Genomic DNA, 21668 nt, shown 5'->3' on the forward strand with positions numbered 1-21668 from the left:
CTGTGCTTACTGCGAGTTCCAGACGTAGTAGGCGACACCTTCGTACTTGAAAACGGGATAGCTGGCGATCACGAAATCGCGTTCAGCCGCGTTGGCTGTGTAGAAGTGCGTGCCTGTCTGCACGTTGAAGAAGCGGAACATGGGAACGGTGCCATTGCCGGCGGCCGTCTGGGCATACCAGGACGTGCCCTCGCTCTTGAAGCTGGGATAGGTTGCGAGCACGTAGTCACGTTCAGGCTGGCTGATGGTGAAGAAGTGTGCGCCGGAGGCCGTGTTGAAGAAACGGAACACCGGGTCCAGGCCCTGCTGCGGCTGGGTGGACGCATAGAAGGCCACGTTCTCGTACTGGAAGGCCGGGTAGGTGGCCACCACATAGTCGCGCTCGGAGGCGCTGGCGGTATAGAAGTGAGCGCCGGTCTGGCGGTTGAAGAAGCGGTAGATGGCGGTGCGGGCCTGTCCGGTGCCGGTGTCCACGCCGCCCGTGCCCGTGTCTGCAGCAAGCCACTTCTGCACATTGGGGAAGAGCAGGTCAAAGCGCCCATAGATCGAGTTGCCACCCGTGCGCGAACAGGTCTGGTCGTCGCCGCCGTAGAGCGTGCCGACCAGCAGGCCATTCAGGAACAGGCCCGAACCGCTGCTGCCCGGCTGCGTCAGGCCCTGGTCCCAATTCACGCTGAGGTAGCCGCCATCGCGGTACCGGCAGGTCATGGTGGCATCGCTGGAGGGTTCGCAGGCCAAGGAGCGGTCATAGGTGCCGAAGCTGATCTTCTGCAGGTCGCCACGCGGGTGGTGTATGCCTACCACCTTGGCGCCACTGGTCAGGGCCTGGGTGGACCAGCCGGCAAAGACGGCGCCTGCAGGGGCGGCTTCGTTGAGCCGCAGCAAGCTGCCGTCATAGGTGGCGGTGGCGTACAGCAGGGTGGCGCCGTTGCGCAGCGTGCGCGAGGCCGACGACAGCGTGCGGCTGTTGCACGAGGGCGTGCGATAGAACCACGAAGTCTCCAGCGTGGAGGCCACGGTCTGGGTGCTGATGCAATGGTTGGCCGTGAGGAAGTAGGGCGTTCCGGAGCCTGCCTTGTCGTTGATCAGCGTGCCCGAGCACACATAGCCCTGGCCATTCTGGACATAGAACATGCGCGCCACGGCGTTGCGCTGCGCGCTGTAGGCGTCATAGCAGGTGGAGTCCAGGTGGCATGACAGGGACTCGTTGAGCTGGGCCGAGAACACGTTCTCGCCCTCCAGCGGCAGCGACAGGTTCTCGTACACGTGCATGACGCGCGGAATGGCCAGTCGCAGCGCATCGGCAGGCGTGCCGGGCGGCAGGTCGATCTCCAGGGTGACCTCGTCGCCGCCGCTGTCGGGCGTCCACCAGGTGCGGCCGTCGGCGCTGGCATCGCCTGCGTCCTTGTTGGCCTGCAGCAGCTGCAGCACGCGCTGGCCGGAAATTTCATAGGCGCCGGCGCGGTCGCCTTGGGCATAGATGCGCAGCAGGGCGCTGCCGGGCAACTGCTCGATTTCCACACCCAGGCGAATGCCGTAGGCACCTTCGGAGCGCACGCTGACTGCGGCAATCAGCCCGCCGTCGGCCGAGGTCTGCCATTGCAGTTGCCCGCCCAGGGCCTGGGTGGTGGCGGTCTGGCTGCTGGGGCGCTGTGCGCCCACCTGCAGGGCGCCGCCCACAGCGGCCGAGGCGGCTCGCACATCCTTCCAGGTGCCCAGTTCCACGCGCAGCGGCGTGGGGGTGACGGCTGCGGGGGAAGACATGCTGCGCGAAGCCAGGAACTCCCGAGGCGTGTCCTGCGGCTGGACGCGCGAGTCCACGCTCATGCGGGGGATGAACTGAGGCACATCTGTGGCGCCCTCCTGCCCCCATGCCAGCCCCAGGCTGCCGGCCAGGGCGAGCGCCAGCGCGACGCTGCGCAAGCCCCTGCGCGCAGTGGTGTCGAAAAGATCGGTCATGAGCTCCCTCTCAACGGATTGGTGGATATTGCGAAACCCGGGCATTTTAGGTGTTGTGTGCGTGACAGCCCGGTGACGGCAGGGCCGTCCGGCGCTTCCTAGAATGGTCGCTGCGCTGCAGCGGCAGCCGGGTGCGGACACTGCGAGCGCCGTGCCTGCCCCACACATCTGCCCCCTGTCATCTACCAAGGATCTGATCCAGCATGAGCCACTCCTACTCCGACACCCAACTCCTGATCGACGGCCAATGGCAGGACGCCGCCAGCGGCAGGAAGATTCCCGTGCGCAATCCGGCCAGCGGCGAGGTCATCGGCCATGTGGCCCATGCCGACGTGGCCGACCTGGACCGTGCGCTGGCCGCCGCTCAGCGCGGCTTCGAGACCTGGCGCAAGGTCTCCGCCCATGAGCGCGGAGCCGCCATGCGCCGTGCCGCAGCCCTGCTCAAGGACCGGGCCGACGAGATCGCCGCCCTGCTGACGCAGGAGCAGGGCAAGCCGCTGGCCGAGGCCAAGGGCGAGATCCTGGCCGGCGTGGGCATCATCGAATGGTTTGCCGACGAGGCGCTGCGCGTGTACGGCCGCATCGTGCCCTCGCGCCGTCCCGAGGTGCAGCAGCTGGTGATCAAGGAGCCCGTGGGTCCCGTGGCCGCCTTCACGCCCTGGAACTTCCCCGTCAACCAGATCGTGCGCAAGATCGGCGCGGCGCTGGCCACGGGCTGCTCCTTCCTGTGCAAGGCGCCCGAGGAAACGCCGGCCGCGCCTGCCGCCCTGTTCAAGTGCTTTGTCGATGCCGGCGTGCCGGCCGGGGTGGTGGGCCTGGTGTTCGGCGATCCGGCCCAGATTTCCTCCTACCTGATCGCCCATCCCGTGATCCGCAAGGTCACGTTCACGGGTTCCACGCCCGTGGGCAAGCAGCTGGCGGCGCTGGCCGGCCAGCACATGAAGCGCTCGACCATGGAGCTGGGCGGCCACGCGCCGGTCATCGTGGCCGAGGATGCCGACGTGGCGCTGGCCGTCAAGGCGGCGGGTGCGGCCAAGTTCCGCAATGCAGGCCAGGTCTGTATCTCGCCCACGCGCTTTCTGGTGCACAACAGCGTGCGCGAGGAGTTCACACGCGCCATGGTGGCGCATGCCGAAGGCCTCAAGGTCGGCGATGGCCTGGTGCAGGGCACGCAGATGGGCCCGCTGGCCAATCCGCGCCGCGTCACCGCACTGGCCCATTTCATCGAGGACGCGCAAAAGCAGGGCGCCAAGCTGCTCACGGGCGGCGGCTCCCTGGGCGACAAGGGCAACTACTTTGCACCCACGGTGCTGGGCGATGTGCCGCTGAGCGCCGAGATCTTCAACCAGGAGCCTTTCGGCCCCGTGGCTGCCATCCGCGGCTTCGACGATCTGGGCGATGCCATCGCCGAGGCCAACCGCCTGTCCTATGGCCTGGCCGCCTATGCGTTCACGCGCTCCATCAAGACCGCTCACCAGCTGGCGCAGCAGGTCGAGGCCGGCATGCTGTGGATCAACCAGCCGGCCGTGGCCTCGGCCGAGATGCCGTTCGGCGGCATCAAGGACTCGGGCTACGGCTCCGAAGGCGGCCCCGAGGCGCTGGAGGCCTACCTGGTCTCCAAGGCCGTGTCCATTGCCGCCGTGTGATCATGGCCGGCTGAACGATGAACGGCCCCTGAGGGGGCCGTTTTTCATGGGTGCGGCTTGCGCGCTGGAATGCGGTAGATGACGGCCGCGTACTTGGGCCGCTGCTGCTGCTCCACGACGACTCCGCCCAATCCTTCGGCGATGCGCCGGCTGGCCGTGTTGGCCTCGGCCACCGGGTAGCTGAAGGACTGCGGGGCGAAGGTTTCCGCGGCCCAGGCGGCCAGGGCGGCAACGGCCTCGCGGCCATGGCCCTGGCCATGCGCGTCCTCGCGTATCCAGATGCCGAGTTCGGGCTCGGCATCGCGCGCGCGGTGCAGGCCCAGCAGGCCGGTGAATCGGCCTGACGCGCGCTCGCGCAGCGTGAAGTTGAAGTCCGTGCCGGCTGCGATCTCCCGCAGCCATCCGCGCCAGACCGCCTCGAAATCGGCAGGCGCCGATGGCGGCTCGAACGACAGGTAGCGCGTCAACGTGGGCGTGATGCAGGCAAAGGCCTCATCGGCATCGGCGGCAGTGAAGGGGCGCAGCGCCAGGCGCTGTGAGGTGATGGTGGTGTCGCTCCACGTCATGGATGCTTTCCTCGCAACAGGGGGGCAGAGAGCGTGGGGCGCTGCCGGCCTGGGCCGACCTTAGCCGTTCATTCTGGCATGGGTCCGTGCTTCAGCCGGCATTGCGGAAGAAGGCTTCGTGCTGCGCGATCTCATGCGCGGCATGGCGCAGCTGGCGGGCCTGGTCGGGGTGGCGTTCGGCCACGCGCTGCGCCAGCGCGCGCAAAAGCGGCGGGCACTGGCCGGGGGACTGCTGCAGCCGCTGCAGGCGCAGCAGCGCGGCGCGCACGGCGCGGGCCGTGCCGTCGCCCAGCGCGGCTTCCTCGGACAGCTGGTGCAGCGCCTGGATGGCGCGGCCCACATGCAGGGCGGCCAGGCCGCACTCCGCCGCCTGCGCGCCCAGCTGTCCTCCGGCCTGCTCCGACATGCGCACCAGGCGCAGCAGCCGGTGGTACAGGCGGGCACGCCAGACGCGGCCATCGCGCGCATGGCCGGGCGTGGCGGCCATGTCCTGCAGCTCGTGGACCATCATGGAGCGCAGGCCCTGCAGCCGTCCCTGCAGGGTGACCGGCAGGATGAATCGGTAGGCAGCCCAGCCGGCCAGCGGCCCGGACACCACCGCCAGCCCCAGGGCCAGCGCATGGCCGAAGCTGGCCGTCTGCGGGTAGTGGGGCTGCAGCAGGAGCAGCAGCACCATGTTGCAGTCATAGCCCGAGAGCGCGGTGCGCTGGTGCGAGAACAGCAGTGCGCCCACGTAGACAAAGGGCAGCATCAGCCACACCAGGCCCGCCTGGCTGCTGGCGAACGGCCAGACCAGCCACTGGCAGGCCAGGGCCACCAGCACGCCCATGGCCTGGCCCAGGGTCACATGGCGCATGGTGGCCGACGGGTTCTCGAAGCCCGAGAACACGGTCAGCATGATGGACATGCCCAGCAGCATGTAGGCACCGCCGCTCCAGCCCGTCACCACCCACAGCAGGCCCACGATGGCGATGGCCGCGCTGGCACGCAGCATGGCGCGGCGCGCGCCCAGCCAATCGCTGTGCAGCACCACCGGCCATTGGCGGGCGCGGTGGCCGGGCGGCAGGGCCACGTCATGGGTGGCGGCCAGGTGGGCCTGCAGCGCAAAGCCCATCGGGGCCAGCATGTCGGCTGCGCCGGGCCAGGCCACAGCGGCCTCGCGTGCGCATACCAGGGCCGCCGCGGCCTCGTGCAACTGCACGCGCGTCTCCAGCGCCACGGCGGCTTCGCGCAGCGCCTGCGCGGCGGCCAGGGCCTGCGCCTCGCCAAAGGCCGCAGGCGGCTCCTGCGACGGTGCATCGCGCAGCCACAGCAGGGCCGAGATCTGGGCATTCATGAGCCGGCGCAGCGCGTGCACGGCCTCGCGCGAGCGCTGCGATCCTGCGGCGTGCGGGTCCAGCCCCTCCTCGATCACCGCCATGGCCAGCAGGCGGGCGGCGATCTCCTGCGAGCCCAGTGACGAACGGCCGCGCGCCTGCAGGCTGTCGGCCAGATCGCGCAGCAGCCGGGCAAACAGCTGGCGTACCTCGGCATTGCCGGGAATGCCGCTGCCCTTGGGCGTGAACAGCCAGCCCACGAGCAAGGCTGCGAATACGCCGGTCAGCGCGGTGAACAGCCGGTCCCAGCCCAGGGCGAAGACCTGCTCGGGATGGGCGAAGTCCAGCAGCGCCACCATGGCTGCCGAATAGCCGGCCAGCATGGTGCCGTAGGCCACGAAGCTGCGCTGCAGATTGCCCACGCCCGCACACAGGCCCAGCCAGACGGCCAGGCCCAGCACCAGCCACAGCAGATTGCCCTGGGCCAGCAGCACCAGGCCCACGCCCACGGCCGTGCCGGCCACGGTGCCTGCGACCCGGAAAAAGCTTTTCTCGACCAGTTGCCCGCGCAGCGGCTGGGATGCGGCCCAGGTGGCCATGGCAGCCCACTGCGGATGCTCCAGCCCCAGCTGCCAGGCGGCCAGCAAGGCCAGGCAGGCGGCGAAGGCCGTGCGCAGGTGCTGGCGCAGGCGCACGGGGTCGAAACCCCAGCGGGCCGAGGCCTGCAGCAGGCGGCCATAGGCATCGTGGAGGGCGCTCATGGCGCGCCTTCCGTGCGCAGCGCGCCCATGCGCGCCTGGATCTTGGCCATGCCGGCCAGCATGGCCTCGACCTCGGCATCGTCCAAGTCCTGCAGCATGGCCAGCTCGGCCTGCAGCATGGTGGCGCGCACGCGGTCCACGGCGCCGTTGCCTTCATCGGTCAGGAAGATGCGCTTGCTGCGCCGGTCACCGGGGTCGGCGCGGCGCTCCACCCATCCATGGCCTTCCAGAATATCGAGCAGGCGCACCAGGCTGGAGCCATCCAGCCCCACGCGCTCGGCCAGTTCCTTTTGCGTGACGCCATCGCCCCAGGCGCGCAGGTGGATCAGCGGCGCCCAGGTGGCGTCGGTCAGGCCGTCGGCCAGCAGTTGTTCCTCGACCTGGCGGCGCCATTGGCGTACCAGGGTGACCATGAGAAAGCCGAGACGGGCGCGGGGAGGGGCAGAGGCAAAGGACATGCCTCGATTATCTTTGTAGTTCAATTAATTTGCATTGCAAATTAATTGTGCCTGCATTTGATTTAAGGGTATTCCCTTGTTCTGGAAGGCAGGCCGTCCATGAAAAAGGCCCTGCGAGACGATGCCTCGCAGGGCCGGTCGAGGGATGCTGGCAGCTTCAGAGCAGGCCGGGCACCCAGCGGTTGAAGAGCAGGCCCGCCACCAGAAGCCATGCGAACAGCAAGGCGGCCAGCAGCAGGGGCTTCGTGCCTGCGGCACGCACGGCGCGGACATGGGTGGTCAGGCCCAGGGCCGCCATGGCCACGGCCAGCAGCGCGTTGTCCAGCTGCACGCCCACCTGTACCACGGCAGCGGGCAGCACGCCCAGCGAGTTCACGCCGGCCATGGCGACGAAGCCCAGCGCGAACCAGGGAATGGTGATGCGGCGCGGCTGGCCGTCGCTCACCTGGCTGCTGCGGTTGCCGCGCGCCACCGCCATGGACAGCAGCAGCAGGAAGGGGGCGAGCATCATCACGCGCACCATCTTGGAGATCACGGCCACGTCGGCGGCTTCGGGCGCAATGGCTTCGCCGGCGGCCACGACCTGGGCCACCTCATGCACGGTGGAGCCCACGTACAGCCCGTACTGCGCGGGCGACATGTCCAGCCAGCCGTGGGCGGCGTTCCAGTGGAACAGCGCGGGGTAGAGAAAGGTGCCCACGGTGCCGAAGACCACCACGGTGGCCACGGCCACGGCCACGTCTTCGGCACGTCCCTTGATCACGGGTTCGGTGGCCAGCACGGCAGCGGCGCCGCAGATGGAGCTGCCCGCGCCGATCAGCACCGTGGTGCGCGCATCCAGCCCGAAGACGCGGCGGCCCAGCCACTGCGCCAGCAAAAAGGTGCTGCCCAGCACCAGGGCATCGACCACCACGCCGGCCATGCCCACATGGCCTATGTCCTGGAAGGTCAGCCGCAGGCCGTAGAGCACGATGCCCGCGCGCAGCAGGCGCTGCTTGGCCAGGCCCACGCCGGCATGGCAGCTGGGCGCCAGGCGTGGATAGACGGTGTTGCCGATGACCAGGCCGATGCAGATGGCCAGCGTCAGTGCACTCAGGCCCGAGCCGGCCAGCAGGGGCTGGCGTGCGCCCCAGGTGGCGGCTGCGGCAATGGCGCCTGCCAGCAGCAGGCCGGGCGCAAGCTCGGTCAAACGGCGAAGCCAGCCAGGGAGGGAGGAGCGTGGGAGGGAAGTGGTGTTCATGGTGCCTGCGCGCCGCGTCAGGAGCGCGGTGCATGGGAGGCACTTTAGATTTCTTGGCTATATTCGTATAACGAATAGTTTTTGTAGCATCAACCGGGGAAACAGGTTGATGCCTCGTCCAGACTGCACGCCATGCTGCATCTCACCCTGCGCCAACTTGAAATCTTCTGCGCCGTTGCCCAGGCCGGCTCCACCGTGGCGGCGGCCGATGCCGTGGCCCTGTCGCAGTCGGCCACCAGCGCCGCGCTGCAGCAGCTGGAGCAGGCCATGGGCGCCCAGCTGTTCGAGCGCGTGGGCCGGCGGCTGGCGCTCAACGACGCGGGGCGTGCCCTGCTGCCCGAGGCGCTGGCGCTGCTGGAGCAGGCCAGGGGCATAGAGCAGGCGTTTTCGGTGCGGGCCGCCAGCCTGCCCGTGCGTCTGCGCGTGGCAGCCAGCACCACCATAGGCACCTATGCGCTGCCGGCCGTGCTCGCGCACCTGGCGCGCAGCCATCCGCACCTGAGCGTGGACCTGCAGATCGCCAACACGCGCGAGGTGGGCCAGGCCGTGGAATCGCTGGACGTGGACCTGGGCCTGATCGAGGGCACCAGCCACTGGCCCGGGCTGGAGGTCGAGCCCTGGATGCGCGACGAACTCGTCATCGTGGCTGCAGCACAGGACCCGCTGGTGCAGGCCGCGCGCCAGCGCCCGCTGGGCGTGGCCGCTTTGCGCGGTGCGCGCTGGCTGCTGCGCGAGCCGGGCTCGGGCACGCGCGAGATGGTGGAGCATGCCTTGCTGCCGCATCTGCACCAGCTGCCGGCCGCCGCCACGCTGGGCAGTTCGGAGGCGATTGCGCGCTGCGTGGCGCAGGGCCTGGGCGTCAGCTGCCTGTCGCGCGTGCTGGTGCAGGCCCTGGTCGCCTCGGGAGAGCTGGCCGTGCTGCCGACCACGCTGCCGCGCATGTGGCGCGATTTCTCGCTGGTGCAGCGGGCAGGCAAGCGCCGCTCGCCTGCGCTGGCGGCCTTCGTGCAGGCCTGCAGGTCCCAGGCGCAGGAATGAGCCCAGGCTACTTTTGCAGCGGTATCGGCGTGTTGCGCGGCACGGGCACGGCCGTGACGCTGTTCTGCGGCGAGCCTTCGATCACGCGGTCCGAGTAGGTCATGTAGACCAGGGTGTTGCGCTGCGCATCGACCATGCGCACCACGCGCAGGCGCTTGAACAGCAGCGAGATGCGTTCGCTGAACACTTCTTCCTGCTGCTTGAGCGGCGCAGGGATCTGGATGGGTCCGGTCTGCACGCAGCTGATCGAGGCTTCGGCGCGGTCCTCGGCCAGGCCCAGGCCGCCCTTGATGCCGCCGGTCTTGGCGCGCGAGACATAGCAGGTCACGCCCGCCACCTTGGGATCGTCATAGGCATCGACCACGATCTTGTGGTCCGGGCCTATGAACTTGAACACCGTGTCCACCGCGCCCACCTGCTCAGCGCGCGCACCGCAGGCGCCCAGCAGCAGCGTGGCCAGAGCGGCCGTGAGCAAGGCCCGGCCTCGCGGGAAATACTTCGCACTGGGTTTGATCATGGCGTTGCGTATGAGAGTGGCGCGGCCCAACTCAGGGACACCGAGGAAGGGCCGCCCCGCCCCGAGGGTGTCGTCCCCCTCCCGCGAAGCGAGAGAGGGGGAAGGCGCAAAGCGCCTCAGGGGGTGTTTTCACCCGCCACATGGCGGCGAAGATGCTCCAGGGCTTCCTCGACCTGATCCACCAGCACCAGGCACAGGTCGCCGGGCGTCAGCCGCGCCAGCGCGTGGTCGATGGCGTTGAACTCGCCCTGGATCTGGGTCACGTAGCCGGTGCGCGGTGCGCCTTGCAGGCCTTGCTGCAGCAGGGCCAGGACTTCCCCGTCGGCGCGGCCGCGCTGGCAGGCATCCTGGTAGAGGATGACGTCGTCGAAGGCGCGGCCCAGGATCTGGGTCTGCTCGGTGATGTCCTGGTCGCGGCGGTCGCCCGCGCCGCTGATGACCACGCTGCGGCGCTGGGCCGGCATGGCATCCACGGCCTGCACCAGTGCGCGGATGGCGTCGGGGTTGTGGCCGTAGTCGGCGATCAGCGTGGCGCCACGGTAGTCCATGACGTTGAAGCGTCCGGGGGCGTTGTCGCTGTCGTTGACGAAGCCGGCCAGCCCGCGGCGGATGGTCTGCCACGGCAGGCCCACGCCCCAGGCGGCGGCGATGGCGGCCATGACGTTCTCCACCTGGAAGGTGATGGTGCCGTTGCGCGTGATGGGGATCTCGCGCAGGGCGATGGTCTCGCGCCACGAACTTTCGGCCGCAACGATGCTGTCGCCGTCCACGTAGACCACGCGGTTGCCCTGGGCGCGGTGCGTGGCCATCACGGGGTGGTGGCGGTCGGCCGCGAAATAGATGACCTTGCCCGGCGAGGTGGAGGCCATGGCGGCCACCAGCGGGTCGGCGGCGTTGAGCACGGCATAGCCGTCGGCGGCCACGTTCTGCACGATGACGCGCTTGAGCACGGCCACGTCTTCCACCGTGGTGATGTAGTTCAGGCCCAGGTGGTCGCCCGCGCCCACGTTGGTGACCACGGCCACCTGGCAGCGGTCGAAGCCCAGGCCTTCGCGCAGGATGCCGCCGCGCGCGCATTCGAGCACGGCCGCATCGGTCTCGGGGTGGGCCAGGGCGTTGCGCGCGCTGCGCGGGCCCGAGCAGTCGCCGCTGTCGATCTGGCGGCCGTTGACGTAGACGCCGTCGGTATTGGTCATGGCCGTGCGCCAGCCATGCGAGGTGAACAGGTGGGCGATCAGGCGCGTGGTCGTGGTCTTGCCATTGGTGCCGGTGACGGCCACCAGCGGGATGCGGCCATCCTGGCCGGGTGCGAACAGCTCATCGACCATGGGCACGCCCACGTTGCGGGGCTTGCCGAAGGACGGCGCCAGGTGCATGCGCAGGCCCGGTGCGGCGTTGACTTCGACGATGCCGCCGTTTTGCTCCTCCAGCGGGCGCAGCATGGTCTCGCAGACCACGTCCACGCCGCAGATGTGCAGGCCGATGGTCTGGGCGGCCTCGACGGCGCGCGCGGCGATGTCGGGGTGCACGTCGTCCGTCACATCGGTGGCGCTGCCGCCCGTGGACAGGTTGGCGTTGTTGCGCAGCACCACGCGCTGGCCCTGGGCCGGCACGGATTCGGGCGTGAGGCCTTCGGTGGCGATGCGCGCGATGGCGATGTCGTCCAGGCGGATCTTGGTCAGCGCCGTGCCGTGGCCCGAGCCGCGGCGCGGGTCCTGGTTGACCAGCTCGACCAGTTCGCGGATGGTGTGCTGGCCGTCGCCCAGCACCTGGGGCGGCTCGCGGCGCGCAGCGGCCACCAGCTGGCCGCCGACCACCAGCAGGCGGAAGTCGTGGCCCGGCAGGAAGCGTTCGACCATGATGTCGTCGCCGAATTCCGAGGCGGTGGCAAAGGCGGCCTTGAGCTGCTCGTGCGTGGTGATGTTGACCACCACGCCCTTGCCCTGGTTGCCGTCCTGGGGCTTGACCACCACGGGCAGTCCCACTTCCTGGGCCACGAGCCAGGCTTCTTCCACGTCCTTGACGGGGCGGCCCAGCGGCACGGGCACGCCGGCGGCGTGCAGCAGGCGCTTGGTCAGGTCCTTGTCCTGGGCGATGGACTCGGCCACGGCGCTGGTCTGGTCCAGCTCGGCGGCCTGGATGCGGCGCGCCTTGGAGCCCCAGCCCAGTTGCACCAGCGAGCCCGAGGTCAGGCGGCGGATGGGAATGCCGCGCGCCACGGCCGCATCGACGATGGAGCCTGTGGAGGGGCCGATGCGCTCGTCCTCGTCGAGTTCACGCAGCTCGGCCACCACCTTGTCGGCGTCGAAGGGCGTGTCGGCCAGTGCCGACTGCAGCAGCGCACCGGCCTGTTCCATGGCCAGGCGGCCCACGGATTCCTCGGTGTACTCCACCACCACCTGGTAGGTGCCGGCTTCCACGGTCTCGTGCGTGCGGCTGAAGGTCACGGGGCAGCCGGCCTGGGCCTGCAGCGACAGGGTCGCCACTTCCAGCACATGGGCCAGCGACAGGCGCTGGTCGGCACCGTGCGGCTGCAGCGTGCCGATCTTGGGAAAGCGCGCGCGCAGCCGGTCCTCGAACCCTGCCAGGGCCGAGTAGTCACAGTCGCCGGGCTCGCATTGCACGATGGCTTCGATGGCGGTGCTGCGGGTCCAGAGATTGGGGCCGCGCAGGGCTCGGATGCGGGTGATCTGCATAGTGTCTTCTTTCGGAGGGCAGGCCCGCGTCGCCGGGCCTGCCTGCATGTCATCGTGTGGTCGGGCTCAGGCGGCGGCGGTGGAAACCGCAGCGGCGGCCGGCGTGTAGTCGAAGGTCTTGATGCCGGCGACGATGAGGTCGGGGGCAATGTCCATGGACCACGCCGCGGCAATGGCAGCGAGCAGGGCCGGCGTGTCCGGGCGCAGGCCGCCGGGCAGGCTCAGCGCGTCCAGCGTGCCCAGCACGCGCTCGGCGGCGCCCGTGGCCAGGATCACCTGGTTGCCGCGCACGAAGACGGCACGGCCTTCGCTCTCGCAACGGTGGGCCGCTACCACGGGGCTGTCTGCCTGCATCGAATAGAACAGCACCTCGCCGTCGCACAGGCGGGCCAGGTCGGCCACCTGTTCGATGTCGGCATTGAGCACGCCCGCGCCTTCGTCCAGCACCACGTCGATCTGGGTGCGCATCACGCGCGTCATCTGCGACTGCTCGTGCACGTCATGGTCGGGCAACTGCTCGAAGCCGTCCATGTCGGTGACCACGCCGACCAGGCAACGGTCGTAGGCCAGGCCTTCCTCCAGGATGGAGCGGGCCGTGGTCTGGATGACGGCGGCCTGGGCCAGGCGGTTGGTCAGCAGGCGGTGGGCGCCGGCCCAGTTGGCGGTATTGGTCTTCTGGGTCTGGCGGTTGGACAGGAACATGCCTTCGCTGCTGGCCACGCCCGTGAGCTTGCCCGACAACTGCAGCAGCCAGCCCACCAGGCGGGCCGTGAAACCGTTGTTGCGCGTGCCGGCAATGCCGACCAGGGGGATGCGGCCGGCGCCCGTGCCCTCTTCGGTGCGCGGGAACAGGTGGTCGGCGATGGCCATGCCCACGGGGCGCGGCGCGCCGCTGGTGGGCTTCAGATGCATCAGCAGGCCGGGGCCGGCGTTGACTTCGAGGATGGCGCCGCCCTGCTCCTTCATGGGGCGCGAGACGTCCTGCAGGATCATGTCCATGCCCGCGATGTCCAGGCCCACGATCTTGGCGGCCAGCGTGGCCATGTAGGCCACTTCGGGATGGACTTCGTCGGTGCAGTCGATGGCCATGTTGCCGTTGCGTTGCAGCAGCACGCTGGTGCCCTGGGCAGGAATGGTGTCGGGCGTGACGTTCTGGCGCTTGAGTTCCAGCTTCACGGCCGGGGCTTCGAGGTTGATCCAGTCCAGCGGGTATTCCTGCTCGGGGCCGCGACGCGGGTCCTGGTTGACCACGGCGACCAGTTCGCGAACCGTGGACTTGCCATTGCCGGCCACGCTCACGGTCTCGCCACGGCAGGCGGCAACCACCTTGCCGCCCACCACCAGGATGCGGTGCTCGGTGCCGTCGATGAAGCGTTCGACGATGACGTCCGAGCCTTCGGGCTGGGCCAGCGCGAAGGCGGCCTTGATGTCGGCCTCGTCGCGCAGGTCCAGCGTCACGCCGCGTGCGTGGTTGCCGTCCGAGGGCTTGACGGTGACGGGAAAGCCGATGTCCTGCGCCACTTCCCAGGCTTCCTCGGGGCTGTGGACGATCTGGCCTTCGGGCACGGGCACGCCGCAGGCGGCCAGCAGGCGCTTGGTGAAGTCCTTGTCCTGGGCAATGCCCTCGGCGATGGCGCTGGTCTGGTCGCTCTCGGCGGTCCAGATGCGGCGCTGCGCGGCGCCGTAGCCCAGTTGCACGAGGTTGCCGTCATTGAGGCGGATGTGGGGGATGCGGCGCTCGCCGGCCGCATCGACGATGCAGCCCGTGCTCGGGCCCAGGTAGCGGTCGTTGATCTCGGTCTTGATGGCCTTGATGGCGGCCTTCAGGTCGAAGGGCTCGTCATTGATGGCGGCCATGATCAGCCTGTGGCCATGGGCCAGGGCCGTGCGCGCCACGGTTTCCTCGGGGCAGCGGAAGACCATGCGGTACACGCCGCGCTGCGAGATCTCGCGGGTCTGGCCGAACTCGGCAGGCATGCCCGCCAGGTTCAGCAGCTCGATGATGATGTGCTCCAGCACGTGGCCGCACCAGGTGCCGCCTTCCAGGCGCTGGATGAAGCCGCCGCGCTCGCCCACGCCGCAGTGGTGCTCGACCAGGTCGGGCAGCCAGGCCGTCAGGCGCTCGTTGAAACCGGGAAGCTTGTTCGAGGGATAGTCCTCCAGCTCGCCCAGATCCAGCCAGACCTCCAGCACGGGACGGTAGGTCCAGACGCTGGGTCCACGCAGGTAGGTGGTGCGCAAGAGTTGGATGTCTTTGAATTTCGCCATGTCGGTCAACGGGTAAGCGTGAACGACGACCCGGATTCGGATCGCCGGAGAATGGGAGAGGATTGTGCGCCCAGAAAACCCATGCGCAGTGTTGTCAGCCTAAACCAGGGTTGGCGCGTTGAGCAGGGTATGCCGTGCAACGCGCGGGATATCCACCGGGGAGCTGCGGTTGCCCGCATGACACCAGGAGCCGCCAGGGGCGGGAAAAACAACTCAACATGCAAGAACACCATTCTGTGGACGTTTCGGCCTTCCTTGCCAGCCCCCGCGGGGCTGAGCTGCGAGCCAGGCTCGCTTCCAATGAAAACGTGCTGGCCCTCGCCACGGTTGACCTGACCCTGGATATGCGCTTCGGCGAAGGCTGGGTTGTCCTGACCAACCAGCGCCTCATCGCCTGTGATCCTGAGGATCAGCGATGGAGTGAGTGGATACTCTCTGTCGATCAGAATTTGCGTACGCTGGACCACGGCGGCGTGGGCAACCTCGAATTGCATGGTCCTGCGGCTCGGCTGGCGCTGTGGCGCTTCACCTTGCGCCACCAGGCGGGCGTATTGCGCCTGCTGCAACAGTTCGATCACCAGCGTGAGCGCATGGCGCGTGGCGAGGACTTCGACGGGCCCGAGGACGATGTGCCCCGCTGCCCGGCCTGCCAGACCGAGCTGCCGCCCGAGGCCGACGAATGCCCGGCCTGCGCACGCCAGCAGGGTCCGCAGACCTCCACCTGGGTGCTGCTGCGCCTGTGGCGCTTTGCCCATCCCTACCGGCACCAGCTGCTGCTGGGCTTTTTGCTGACCCTGGCCTCCACGGGCGCCACCCTGGTGGCGCCCTATCTGACGATTCCCATCGTGGACAAGATCCTGATCCCGTTCCAGAACGGCCAGCAGATCGACAGCAGCCTGGTGGTCTTCTACCTGAGCGGCCTGCTGGCTGCGGCCCTGGTGGCCTGGGGCCTGGGCTGGGCGCGCACCTTCGTGCTGGCCAAGGTCTCCGAGCGCATTGGCTCGGACCTGCGCACGACCACCTACAACCACCTGCTGACGCTGTCGCTGGACTACTACGGCAGCAAACGCACGGGCGACCTGATGGCGCGCATCGGGGCGGAAACAGATCGCATCAATTTGTTTCTATCCTTGAACGCGCTGGATTTCGCCACCGATGTGCTGATGATCGTGATGACCTCGGTCATCCTGTTCTCCATCAATCCATGGCTGGCCCTGGTCACCCTGGTGCCGCTGCCCTTCATCGCCTGGATGATCCACCTGGTGCGTGACCGCCTGCGCACGGGCTTCGAGAAGATCGACCGCGTCTGGTCCGAGGTGACCAATGTGCTGGCCGACACCATTCCCGGCATCCGCGTGGTCAAGGCCTTCGCCCAGGAAAAGCGCGAGGCCGACCGCTTCGCCCAGGCCAATCTGGTCAACCTGCAGGCCAACGACAAGGTCAACAAGACCTGGTCGCTGTTCACGCCCACGGTGACGCTGCTGACCGAGATCGGCCTGCTGGTGGTCTGGGGCTTCGGCATCTGGCTGGTGGCGGGCGGCCAGATCACGGTCGGTATTCTGACGGCCTTCATCGCCTACATCGGCCGCTTCTACAGCCGCCTGGATTCGATGAGCCGCATCGTCTCGGTCACACAGAAGGCGGCAGCCGGCGCCAAGCGCATCTTCGACATCCTGGACCACGTGAGCAACGTGCCCGACCCGGTCAACCCGGTCAAGCTGCCGCGCGTGCAGGGTGCCATCACGCTGGACAACCTGACCTTCCGCTACGGCAGCCGCGCCGTCATCAAGAACCTGGATCTGCAGATTCGCCCGGGTGAAATGATCGGCCTGGTCGGCCACAGCGGCTCGGGCAAGAGCACCCTGGTCAACCTGATCAGCCGCTTCTACGACGTGAGCGAAGGCTCCATCCAGCTCGACGGCGTGGATATCCGCCGGCTCAAGGTGTCGGACTTCCGCAGCAACATCGGCCTGGTGCTGCAGGAGCCCTTCCTGTTCTTCGGCACCATTGCCGAGAACATCGCCTACGGCAAGCCCGACGCCACGCGCGAGGAAATCGTGGCGGCCGCGCGTGCGGCCCATGCCCATGAATTCATCCTGCGCCTGCCGCACGGCTATGACTCCCTGGTCGGCGAACGCGGCCAGGGCCTGTCCGGCGGCGAGCGCCAGCGCATCTCCATCGCGCGCGCGCTGCTGATCGACCCGCGCATCCTGATCCTGGACGAGGCCACTTCTGCCGTGGACACCGAGACCGAGAAGGAAATCCAGAAGGCGCTGGACAATCTGGTGCAGGGCCGCACGACGATTGCCATCGCCCACCGTCTGTCCACGCTGCGCAAGGCAGACCGCCTCGTGGTCATGGACCGGGGCGAAATCGTGGAAGTGGGTCCGCACGACGAACTGATGGAAAAGCAGGGCGCCTACTGGCGCCTGTACCAGGCCCAGGCGCGGCGCGCCGAAGAGGATGCCCAGGCCGCAGGCCTGACCCTGGTCGCAACCACCATCGAGGAATAAGCCATGTCCACTGCCCAACATTGCGCCGCCGGCGCCGATCTGAGCCGCGTACGCGTGGAGCGCAACGCCCATGGCCGCCTGGTGCTGATCCTGGCCGACGGCACGCGCCATGAATCCGTGGTGCCCGTGCGCGCCTTTCCGATTGCCGCGCCGCTGCAAGGCCTGTCCCTGGTCTGTGCCGATGGCAAGGAGGCGCTGTGGGTGGACCACATGGACCACCTGCCCGCGCAGGCCCGCACGCTGATCGAGCAGGATCTGGCCGTGCGCGAGTTCGTGCCCGTCATCCAGCGCATCCGCAAGGTGTCCAGCTATTCCACGCCCAGCACCTGGGACCTGGAGACCGACCGCGGTCCCGCGCAGCTCGTGCTCAAGGCCGAGGAGGATATCCGCCGCCTGTCGGGCCGCACGCACCTGATGATCACCAGCCAGGACGGCGTGCAGTTCAGCGTGCCCGACAGCACGGCGCTGGACCGTGCCTCGCGCAAGATGCTGGAGCGTTTCCTCTAGCGCCTGGTCAGGGTGGTTTCGGGGTTTACCCTTGGTTTGAGGCAGGCCTGGGCGTCTTTCAAAAAAAGCGCTTCAGTTCTTTCAGGTTCTGTCGATGATGAGGCGACGGCGGGAAATTCCCGCCCACAGCACACATCCAGCAAGAGGGTCGAGCCATGCCAATTCCACCTGTTGACCGATCGCCCATACCGTGGCGCCCGCAAAGCGCCGATCTGTACTCCACCGGCGCGTCGGGCGCGGTGCCCGTGCGTCCCGTGAACGCTGCCAATCCTGTCGAATCCACGGACCGCATCGGCGAAGGCCGTGTGATTCGCGATCCTGAAAAACCGTCCGTGGTGGACCAAGAAAACCGCGACTGGACGCTGGCCGAGGAGATCAAGCAGAAGGAAGAGGTCGAGGAGCCGCCCAAGGAGCCGATTTCCAAGCAGCTCATCGAGTTCATCCAGTCCATGTGGCGCGCCAGCGCCATGGCCGTGGAGCAGGCCCAGGAGGTCAGCAAGGCCGATGAAGTGGCCCGCAACAAGCTGCAGGTGCGCGAGGAGCCGTTGACCTATTCGGAACCCAAGGTCAAGCGTACCGGCGGACTTTGAGTGTCAGTGGCTGAATGCGCAGGCTCAGTCCTTTGAGCCTTCGCCTTCCTTCGTGTCCCTGGCAGCGGACACGGCTGCGGCATGCTCGGCGGCCTTTGCCTCTTCGGCCTGCGCCTTGGCCTTTGCCTTGTCGCGTTCGGCGCGGTACTTGACGGCAAAGGCCTGCACCTCCGCATAGGAGACGTAGCCGTCCTTGTCGGTGTCGGCCTCGTCGAAGGCCGCCGCCAGGCGCGGGAACAGCGCCACTTCGGTGCGGCTGAGCTTGCCGTCCTTGTTGAAGTCCAGCATCTTGAATTCGCGCTGGGCCTTGATTTCCCCCTTGGTCAATGGCGCCGGGCTGGCCGAGGCCTGTCCGGTGGACGCCTTGTCGGCCGTCTCGGCCGCCTGCGCGCGCGCGGCGGGCAGCATGAAGGCGCTGGTCAGCAGGACGGCAGCGGCGGCCTGCAGCACAGGCGGCCGGCGCAGCAGGGCGGAGCGGTTCATGAGGGGAAAATGCATGGCACCTATTTGGGCATGGAACCGGTGTCTGCAAGCCAGGGCTGTGCGCCCTTTGCAATTGTTTACTTCAGCGGATCGGCGTCCGGATTGGAGACGCCGCTGTTCACATGGCCTGCGGGCACATGGCGGGCCGCCGAGCTGACATGGCCCGATTGGTCGTCGAAGAAGAAATCCGGCTCGAACTCGCGCAGGAAGGGGCCTTTTTCCAGGCCGCCGAGGAACATGGCCTCGTCCACGGTGATTCCCCAATCGAGCAATGTGCGGATGGCGCGCTCGTGCGCCGGCGCACTGCGCGCCGTCACCAGGGCCGTGCGAATGCGCATGGTCTGGGACGAGTCCGCCTGCTGCTGAAGCCGGTGAAGGGCTTGCAGCAGGGGTTTGAATGGCCCTTCTCCCAGGGGCGTGGCGGCATGGGAGACCTCGTGGCGCAGAAAGGCCGGCAGCCCGCCTTGCTGGTAGACGCGTTCGGCCTCGTCGGAGAACAGCACGGCATCGCCGTCGAAGGCGATGCGCACTTCCTGCGGGTAGCGGTCGCCTGCGGGCGTGGAGTCGACCATCACGCGCGCCGCAGGAAAGCCGATGGACAGGGCCTTGCGCACATCGACCTCGTTGGCCGAGAGGAACAGGTGGGCGCCCAGCGGCCGCAGGTAGGAAAACGGATCGCGCCCGCGCGTGAACACGCCGCGCTCTATGTGCATGTCGGCCGCCTTGGCCGAGGCGAACACGCGCATGCCGCTGGCCGGGTCGTTGCGCGAGAGCATCATCACCTCCACGCGCTGCACTTCGGGCGTATTGAAGGCCAGCAGCTTGCGCACCAGCGGGAAGGCGATGCCCGGGCGTGCCGGCTGGTGCACCAGGTCCAGCTGGCGGCGCATGTAGGCCTGCTCGTCGCCCGCATCGAACAGCCGGTTCTCTTCCTCGAAGTCGAACAGTGCGCGCGATGAGATGGCAACGACCAGCTTGTCTTGCAGGGTCACGGGCATGGCTTGGCGCTTGTCGCTATTTGACGAACTGGTTGAGCTGGATGATGGGCATGAGCACGGCCAGCACGATCAGGGCCACGACCATGCCCATGGCCACGATCAGCAGCGGCTCCAGGATGGTGGCCAGGTGCATGGCGCGGCGCTGCACCTCGGTGGACAGCTGGTTGGCGGCGCGCTGCAGCATCACGGGCAGCTGGCCGGTCTGCTCGCCCAGGCGGGCAAACATGGAGATCAGGCCCGGGAAGCGCTTTTTCTGCGCCAGGGCCGAGGCCAGCGGCGCGCCCTCGCGCACCAGGGCCAGCGCGTCCATGGCATCGGCGCGCAGCGCGCGGTTGCCCAGCGTTTCGGCGGCGGCCTGCAAGGCCTTGAGAATGGGCACGCCCGCGCCCGCCAGCATGGCCAGCGTGCCGGCAAAGCGTGCCGCGTTGTAGTTGCGCGCCAGCCGGCCGATCAGCGGCAGGCGCAGCCACCAGGCGTCGAAGCGCTCGCGCAGCACGGGATTCTTCATGGACAGCCGGAATCCCACGGCGCCCAGCACCAGGGCGACCAGCGCGGCCCAGCCATAGCTGCGCACGAAGTCGCTGAGCGCCAGCATGGCCACGGTGAGCCAGGGCAGGGCGCGCTTGGTGCCCGCGAACACGCTGGCCACCTGGGGCACCACGTAGCTGACCAGGAACAACACGATGACGATGGCCACCAGGGTCACGATGGCCGGGTACAGGGCTGCGCCAATGAGCTTGGACTGCAGGGCCTGGCGCGATTCCAGGTCGTCGGCCAGCCGCTCCAGCACCGGGCCCAGGCTGCCGCTGGCCTCGCCGGCGCCGATCACGGCGCAGTAGATGTCGGAGAATTCGCGCGGGTGCTGGGCCAGTGCGCGGGCAAAGGTGGAGCCTGCGTTGACCTCGGCGCGCAGCGCGGCCACCAGGTGGTGCTGGCGCGGGTCGTCGGCTTCTTCGGACAGCGCGGCCAGTGCGCGCTCTATGGGCAGGCCTGATCCGACCAGCCCCGCCATCTGGCGCGTCCACACGGTGAGCCCTGTGGAGCCAAGGACGGGGCGGGTCAGCCAGCGCGAGGCGCCACCCTGCGGGCCGGACGCCGACCCCGAGGCCACGATCTCCACGGCCATGGGCACCAGGGCCTGGGCGCGCAGCTGGCTGCGCGCAGCGCGCGCGTTGTCGGCTTCGATCGTGCCCTTGCGGGTCTGACCTTGTGCATCCAGGGCTTCGAAGGAAAAGGCAGGCATGCGCGGCGGGAGTCGGGAGGGGCTGGGGAAGGATGGCGTTCAGGAAACGCCAGGCGGCGATCCAACCCCCGATGGTAGCCGCTGCCGGTGACGGCTGGATGGCGAGGCCGTCTCGGGCCTCGTCCCCAGGTCCCGGAGGTTCCTATGCCGGCTGGGCGGCCAGGTCCGCTTCGTTGAGCTGGATGGAGCGCAGCGAGGCCGGGCGTTCCATCAGCGGCTGGCCGTAGTCGCTGAACTCGGGCAGCGCGGGCAGCAGCTTCATCATCGTCCCCCAGCGCAGGTAGCTGGCCATGAGCACGTCGGCGGCGGTGAACTGGTCGCCGCACAGGTAGCGCCTGCCGGCCACGGCCTGGCGCAGCGTCTGCACCACGTCGTCATAGCGGCCATAGCCGGCGGACATGGCCTGGTCGGCCGTCTGCTGCTCCAGGTGGCCCTGGCTCTTGGCTGTCATCAAGGCGTCGACGGGGCCGGCCAGGAAGAACATCCAGCGGTGGTAGACGCCGCGCAGCGGGCTGTCCACGGCCGGCGCGAGCCTTCGTTCGGGGAAGATGTCGGCCAGATAGGCAAGGATGGCGGCCTGTTCGGTGATCACGGTCTCGCCGTGCACCAGGGCGGGGACCTTGCCCATGGGGTTGATGGCCAGGTAGTCGGCAGCCTTCATGGTGCTGCCGAATTCCAGCCGCACGGGCTCATAGCGGGCGCCGCATTCCTCCAGCATCCAGCGCGCGATGACGGCGCGCGAGCGGGGGTGGAAGTAAAAGCGCAGAGGCTTGATCGAGTCGTTCATGAAGGCTCCCAGTGGTTTGAATGCATGGCGAGAAGGCCATGGGAGCGACTGTAGGAGGCCATGCTGACAGTTTTTGTCAGCA

17 protein-coding genes are annotated in these 21668 nt (G+C 68.4%); 5 read left to right on the plus strand and 12 right to left on the minus strand.

Features of this window, described 5'->3' with window-relative positions; translation table 11 throughout:
- Positions 1 to 6: 6 nt before the first annotated feature.
- The gene (locus GRX31_RS11680; RefSeq protein WP_160852820.1) at positions 7 to 1959 is read right to left on the minus strand and encodes a trypsin-like serine protease; all 1953 of its coding nucleotides are present in this window, start codon (positions 1957 to 1959) and stop codon (positions 7 to 9) included.
- Positions 1960 to 2162: 203 nt separating this feature from the next.
- Between GRX31_RS11680 and GRX31_RS11685 the strand changes: the two genes are divergently transcribed.
- Entirely contained in the window at positions 2163 to 3605 is a 1443-nt protein-coding gene (locus tag GRX31_RS11685; protein WP_016448756.1) for an NAD-dependent succinate-semialdehyde dehydrogenase, read from the plus strand.
- A gap of 44 nt (positions 3606 to 3649) precedes the next feature.
- Here the strand turns inward: GRX31_RS11685 and GRX31_RS11690 are convergent, their stop codons facing one another.
- The 4 genes from GRX31_RS11690 to GRX31_RS11705 form a co-directional block, all read right to left on the minus strand.
- The gene (locus GRX31_RS11690; protein WP_047218881.1) at positions 3650 to 4171 is read right to left on the minus strand and encodes a GNAT family N-acetyltransferase; all 522 of its coding nucleotides are present in this window, start codon (positions 4169 to 4171) and stop codon (positions 3650 to 3652) included.
- A gap of 91 nt (positions 4172 to 4262) precedes the next feature.
- Complete coding sequence (locus GRX31_RS11695) at positions 4263 to 6248, minus strand: FUSC family protein (protein ID WP_160852822.1); 1986 nt, start codon at positions 6246 to 6248, stop codon at positions 4263 to 4265.
- Positions 6245 to 6706 carry a MarR family winged helix-turn-helix transcriptional regulator gene (locus GRX31_RS11700; protein ID WP_016448753.1) on the minus strand — a complete coding sequence of 154 codons (462 nt, stop codon included), beginning with the start codon at positions 6704 to 6706 and terminating at the stop codon, positions 6245 to 6247. The genes GRX31_RS11695 and GRX31_RS11700 overlap by 4 nt, the downstream gene beginning before the upstream one ends.
- Before the next feature lie 157 nt (positions 6707 to 6863).
- On the minus strand, positions 6864 to 7946 hold the full coding sequence (locus GRX31_RS11705) for a YeiH family protein (RefSeq protein ID WP_160852824.1): 1083 nt from the start codon (positions 7944 to 7946) through the stop codon (positions 6864 to 6866).
- Positions 7947 to 8078: 132 nt separating this feature from the next.
- On the opposite strand from GRX31_RS11705, the gene GRX31_RS11710 reads away from it, so the two are divergent.
- Entirely contained in the window at positions 8079 to 8984 is a 906-nt protein-coding gene (locus GRX31_RS11710) for a LysR family transcriptional regulator (protein ID WP_160852826.1), read from the plus strand.
- Positions 8985 to 8991: 7 nt separating this feature from the next.
- On the opposite strand, the gene GRX31_RS11715 is transcribed toward GRX31_RS11710, so the two are convergent.
- The 3 genes from GRX31_RS11715 to GRX31_RS11725 all read right to left on the minus strand — a co-directional run bounded on the left by GRX31_RS11715 (position 8992) and on the right by GRX31_RS11725 (position 14465).
- Positions 8992 to 9501: a CreA family protein gene (locus GRX31_RS11715; protein ID WP_227740904.1), complete on the minus strand. Its 510-nt coding sequence runs from the start codon at positions 9499 to 9501 to the stop codon at positions 8992 to 8994.
- Positions 9502 to 9617: 116 nt separating this feature from the next.
- Positions 9618 to 12197: a cyanophycin synthetase gene (cphA, locus tag GRX31_RS11720; protein ID WP_160852828.1), complete on the minus strand. Its 2580-nt coding sequence runs from the start codon at positions 12195 to 12197 to the stop codon at positions 9618 to 9620.
- Positions 12198 to 12263: 66 nt separating this feature from the next.
- The gene (locus GRX31_RS11725) at positions 12264 to 14465 is read right to left on the minus strand and encodes a cyanophycin synthetase (protein WP_016450863.1); all 2202 of its coding nucleotides are present in this window, start codon (positions 14463 to 14465) and stop codon (positions 12264 to 12266) included.
- Positions 14466 to 14683: 218 nt separating this feature from the next.
- On the opposite strand from GRX31_RS11725, the gene GRX31_RS11730 reads away from it, so the two are divergent.
- From GRX31_RS11730 to GRX31_RS11740, 3 genes are all read left to right on the plus strand, one after another.
- Positions 14684 to 16978, plus strand: a complete 2295-nt coding sequence (locus GRX31_RS11730) for a cyanophycin metabolism-associated ABC transporter (protein ID WP_016448747.1) — start codon at positions 14684 to 14686, stop codon at positions 16976 to 16978.
- 3 nt (positions 16979 to 16981) lie between these two features.
- A complete protein-coding gene (locus tag GRX31_RS11735) occupies positions 16982 to 17485 on the plus strand; it encodes a cyanophycin metabolism-associated DUF1854 family protein (protein WP_016448746.1) in 504 nt (167 codons plus the stop codon).
- A 155-nt stretch (positions 17486 to 17640) separates the two neighbouring features.
- Positions 17641 to 18075 carry a hypothetical protein gene (locus tag GRX31_RS11740; protein WP_047218877.1) on the plus strand — a complete coding sequence of 145 codons (435 nt, stop codon included), beginning with the start codon at positions 17641 to 17643 and terminating at the stop codon, positions 18073 to 18075.
- Between the two features lie 24 nt (positions 18076 to 18099).
- Here GRX31_RS11740 and GRX31_RS11745 read toward each other — a convergent pair whose 3' ends face one another.
- The 4 genes from GRX31_RS11745 to GRX31_RS11760 all read right to left on the minus strand — a co-directional run bounded on the left by GRX31_RS11745 (position 18100) and on the right by GRX31_RS11760 (position 21586).
- Positions 18100 to 18573 (minus strand): EF-hand domain-containing protein, encoded by a 474-nt coding sequence (locus tag GRX31_RS11745; RefSeq protein WP_016448744.1) that lies wholly within the window; start codon positions 18571 to 18573, stop codon positions 18100 to 18102.
- Between the two features lie 62 nt (positions 18574 to 18635).
- Positions 18636 to 19556, minus strand: a complete 921-nt coding sequence (locus GRX31_RS11750; RefSeq protein ID WP_160852830.1) for a 5'-nucleotidase — start codon at positions 19554 to 19556, stop codon at positions 18636 to 18638.
- Positions 19557 to 19572: 16 nt separating this feature from the next.
- The gene (gene gspF, locus GRX31_RS11755; protein ID WP_013800646.1) at positions 19573 to 20799 is read right to left on the minus strand and encodes a type II secretion system inner membrane protein GspF; all 1227 of its coding nucleotides are present in this window, start codon (positions 20797 to 20799) and stop codon (positions 19573 to 19575) included.
- A gap of 142 nt (positions 20800 to 20941) precedes the next feature.
- The gene (locus GRX31_RS11760; RefSeq protein ID WP_016448741.1) at positions 20942 to 21586 is read right to left on the minus strand and encodes a glutathione S-transferase family protein; all 645 of its coding nucleotides are present in this window, start codon (positions 21584 to 21586) and stop codon (positions 20942 to 20944) included.
- Between the last annotated feature and the right edge of the window lie 82 nt (positions 21587 to 21668).

The sequence above is a fragment of the Delftia sp. CH05 genome (assembly GCF_009827015.1).
Taxonomy (GTDB): Bacteria; Pseudomonadota; Gammaproteobacteria; order Burkholderiales; family Burkholderiaceae_C; genus Comamonas; species Comamonas tsuruhatensis.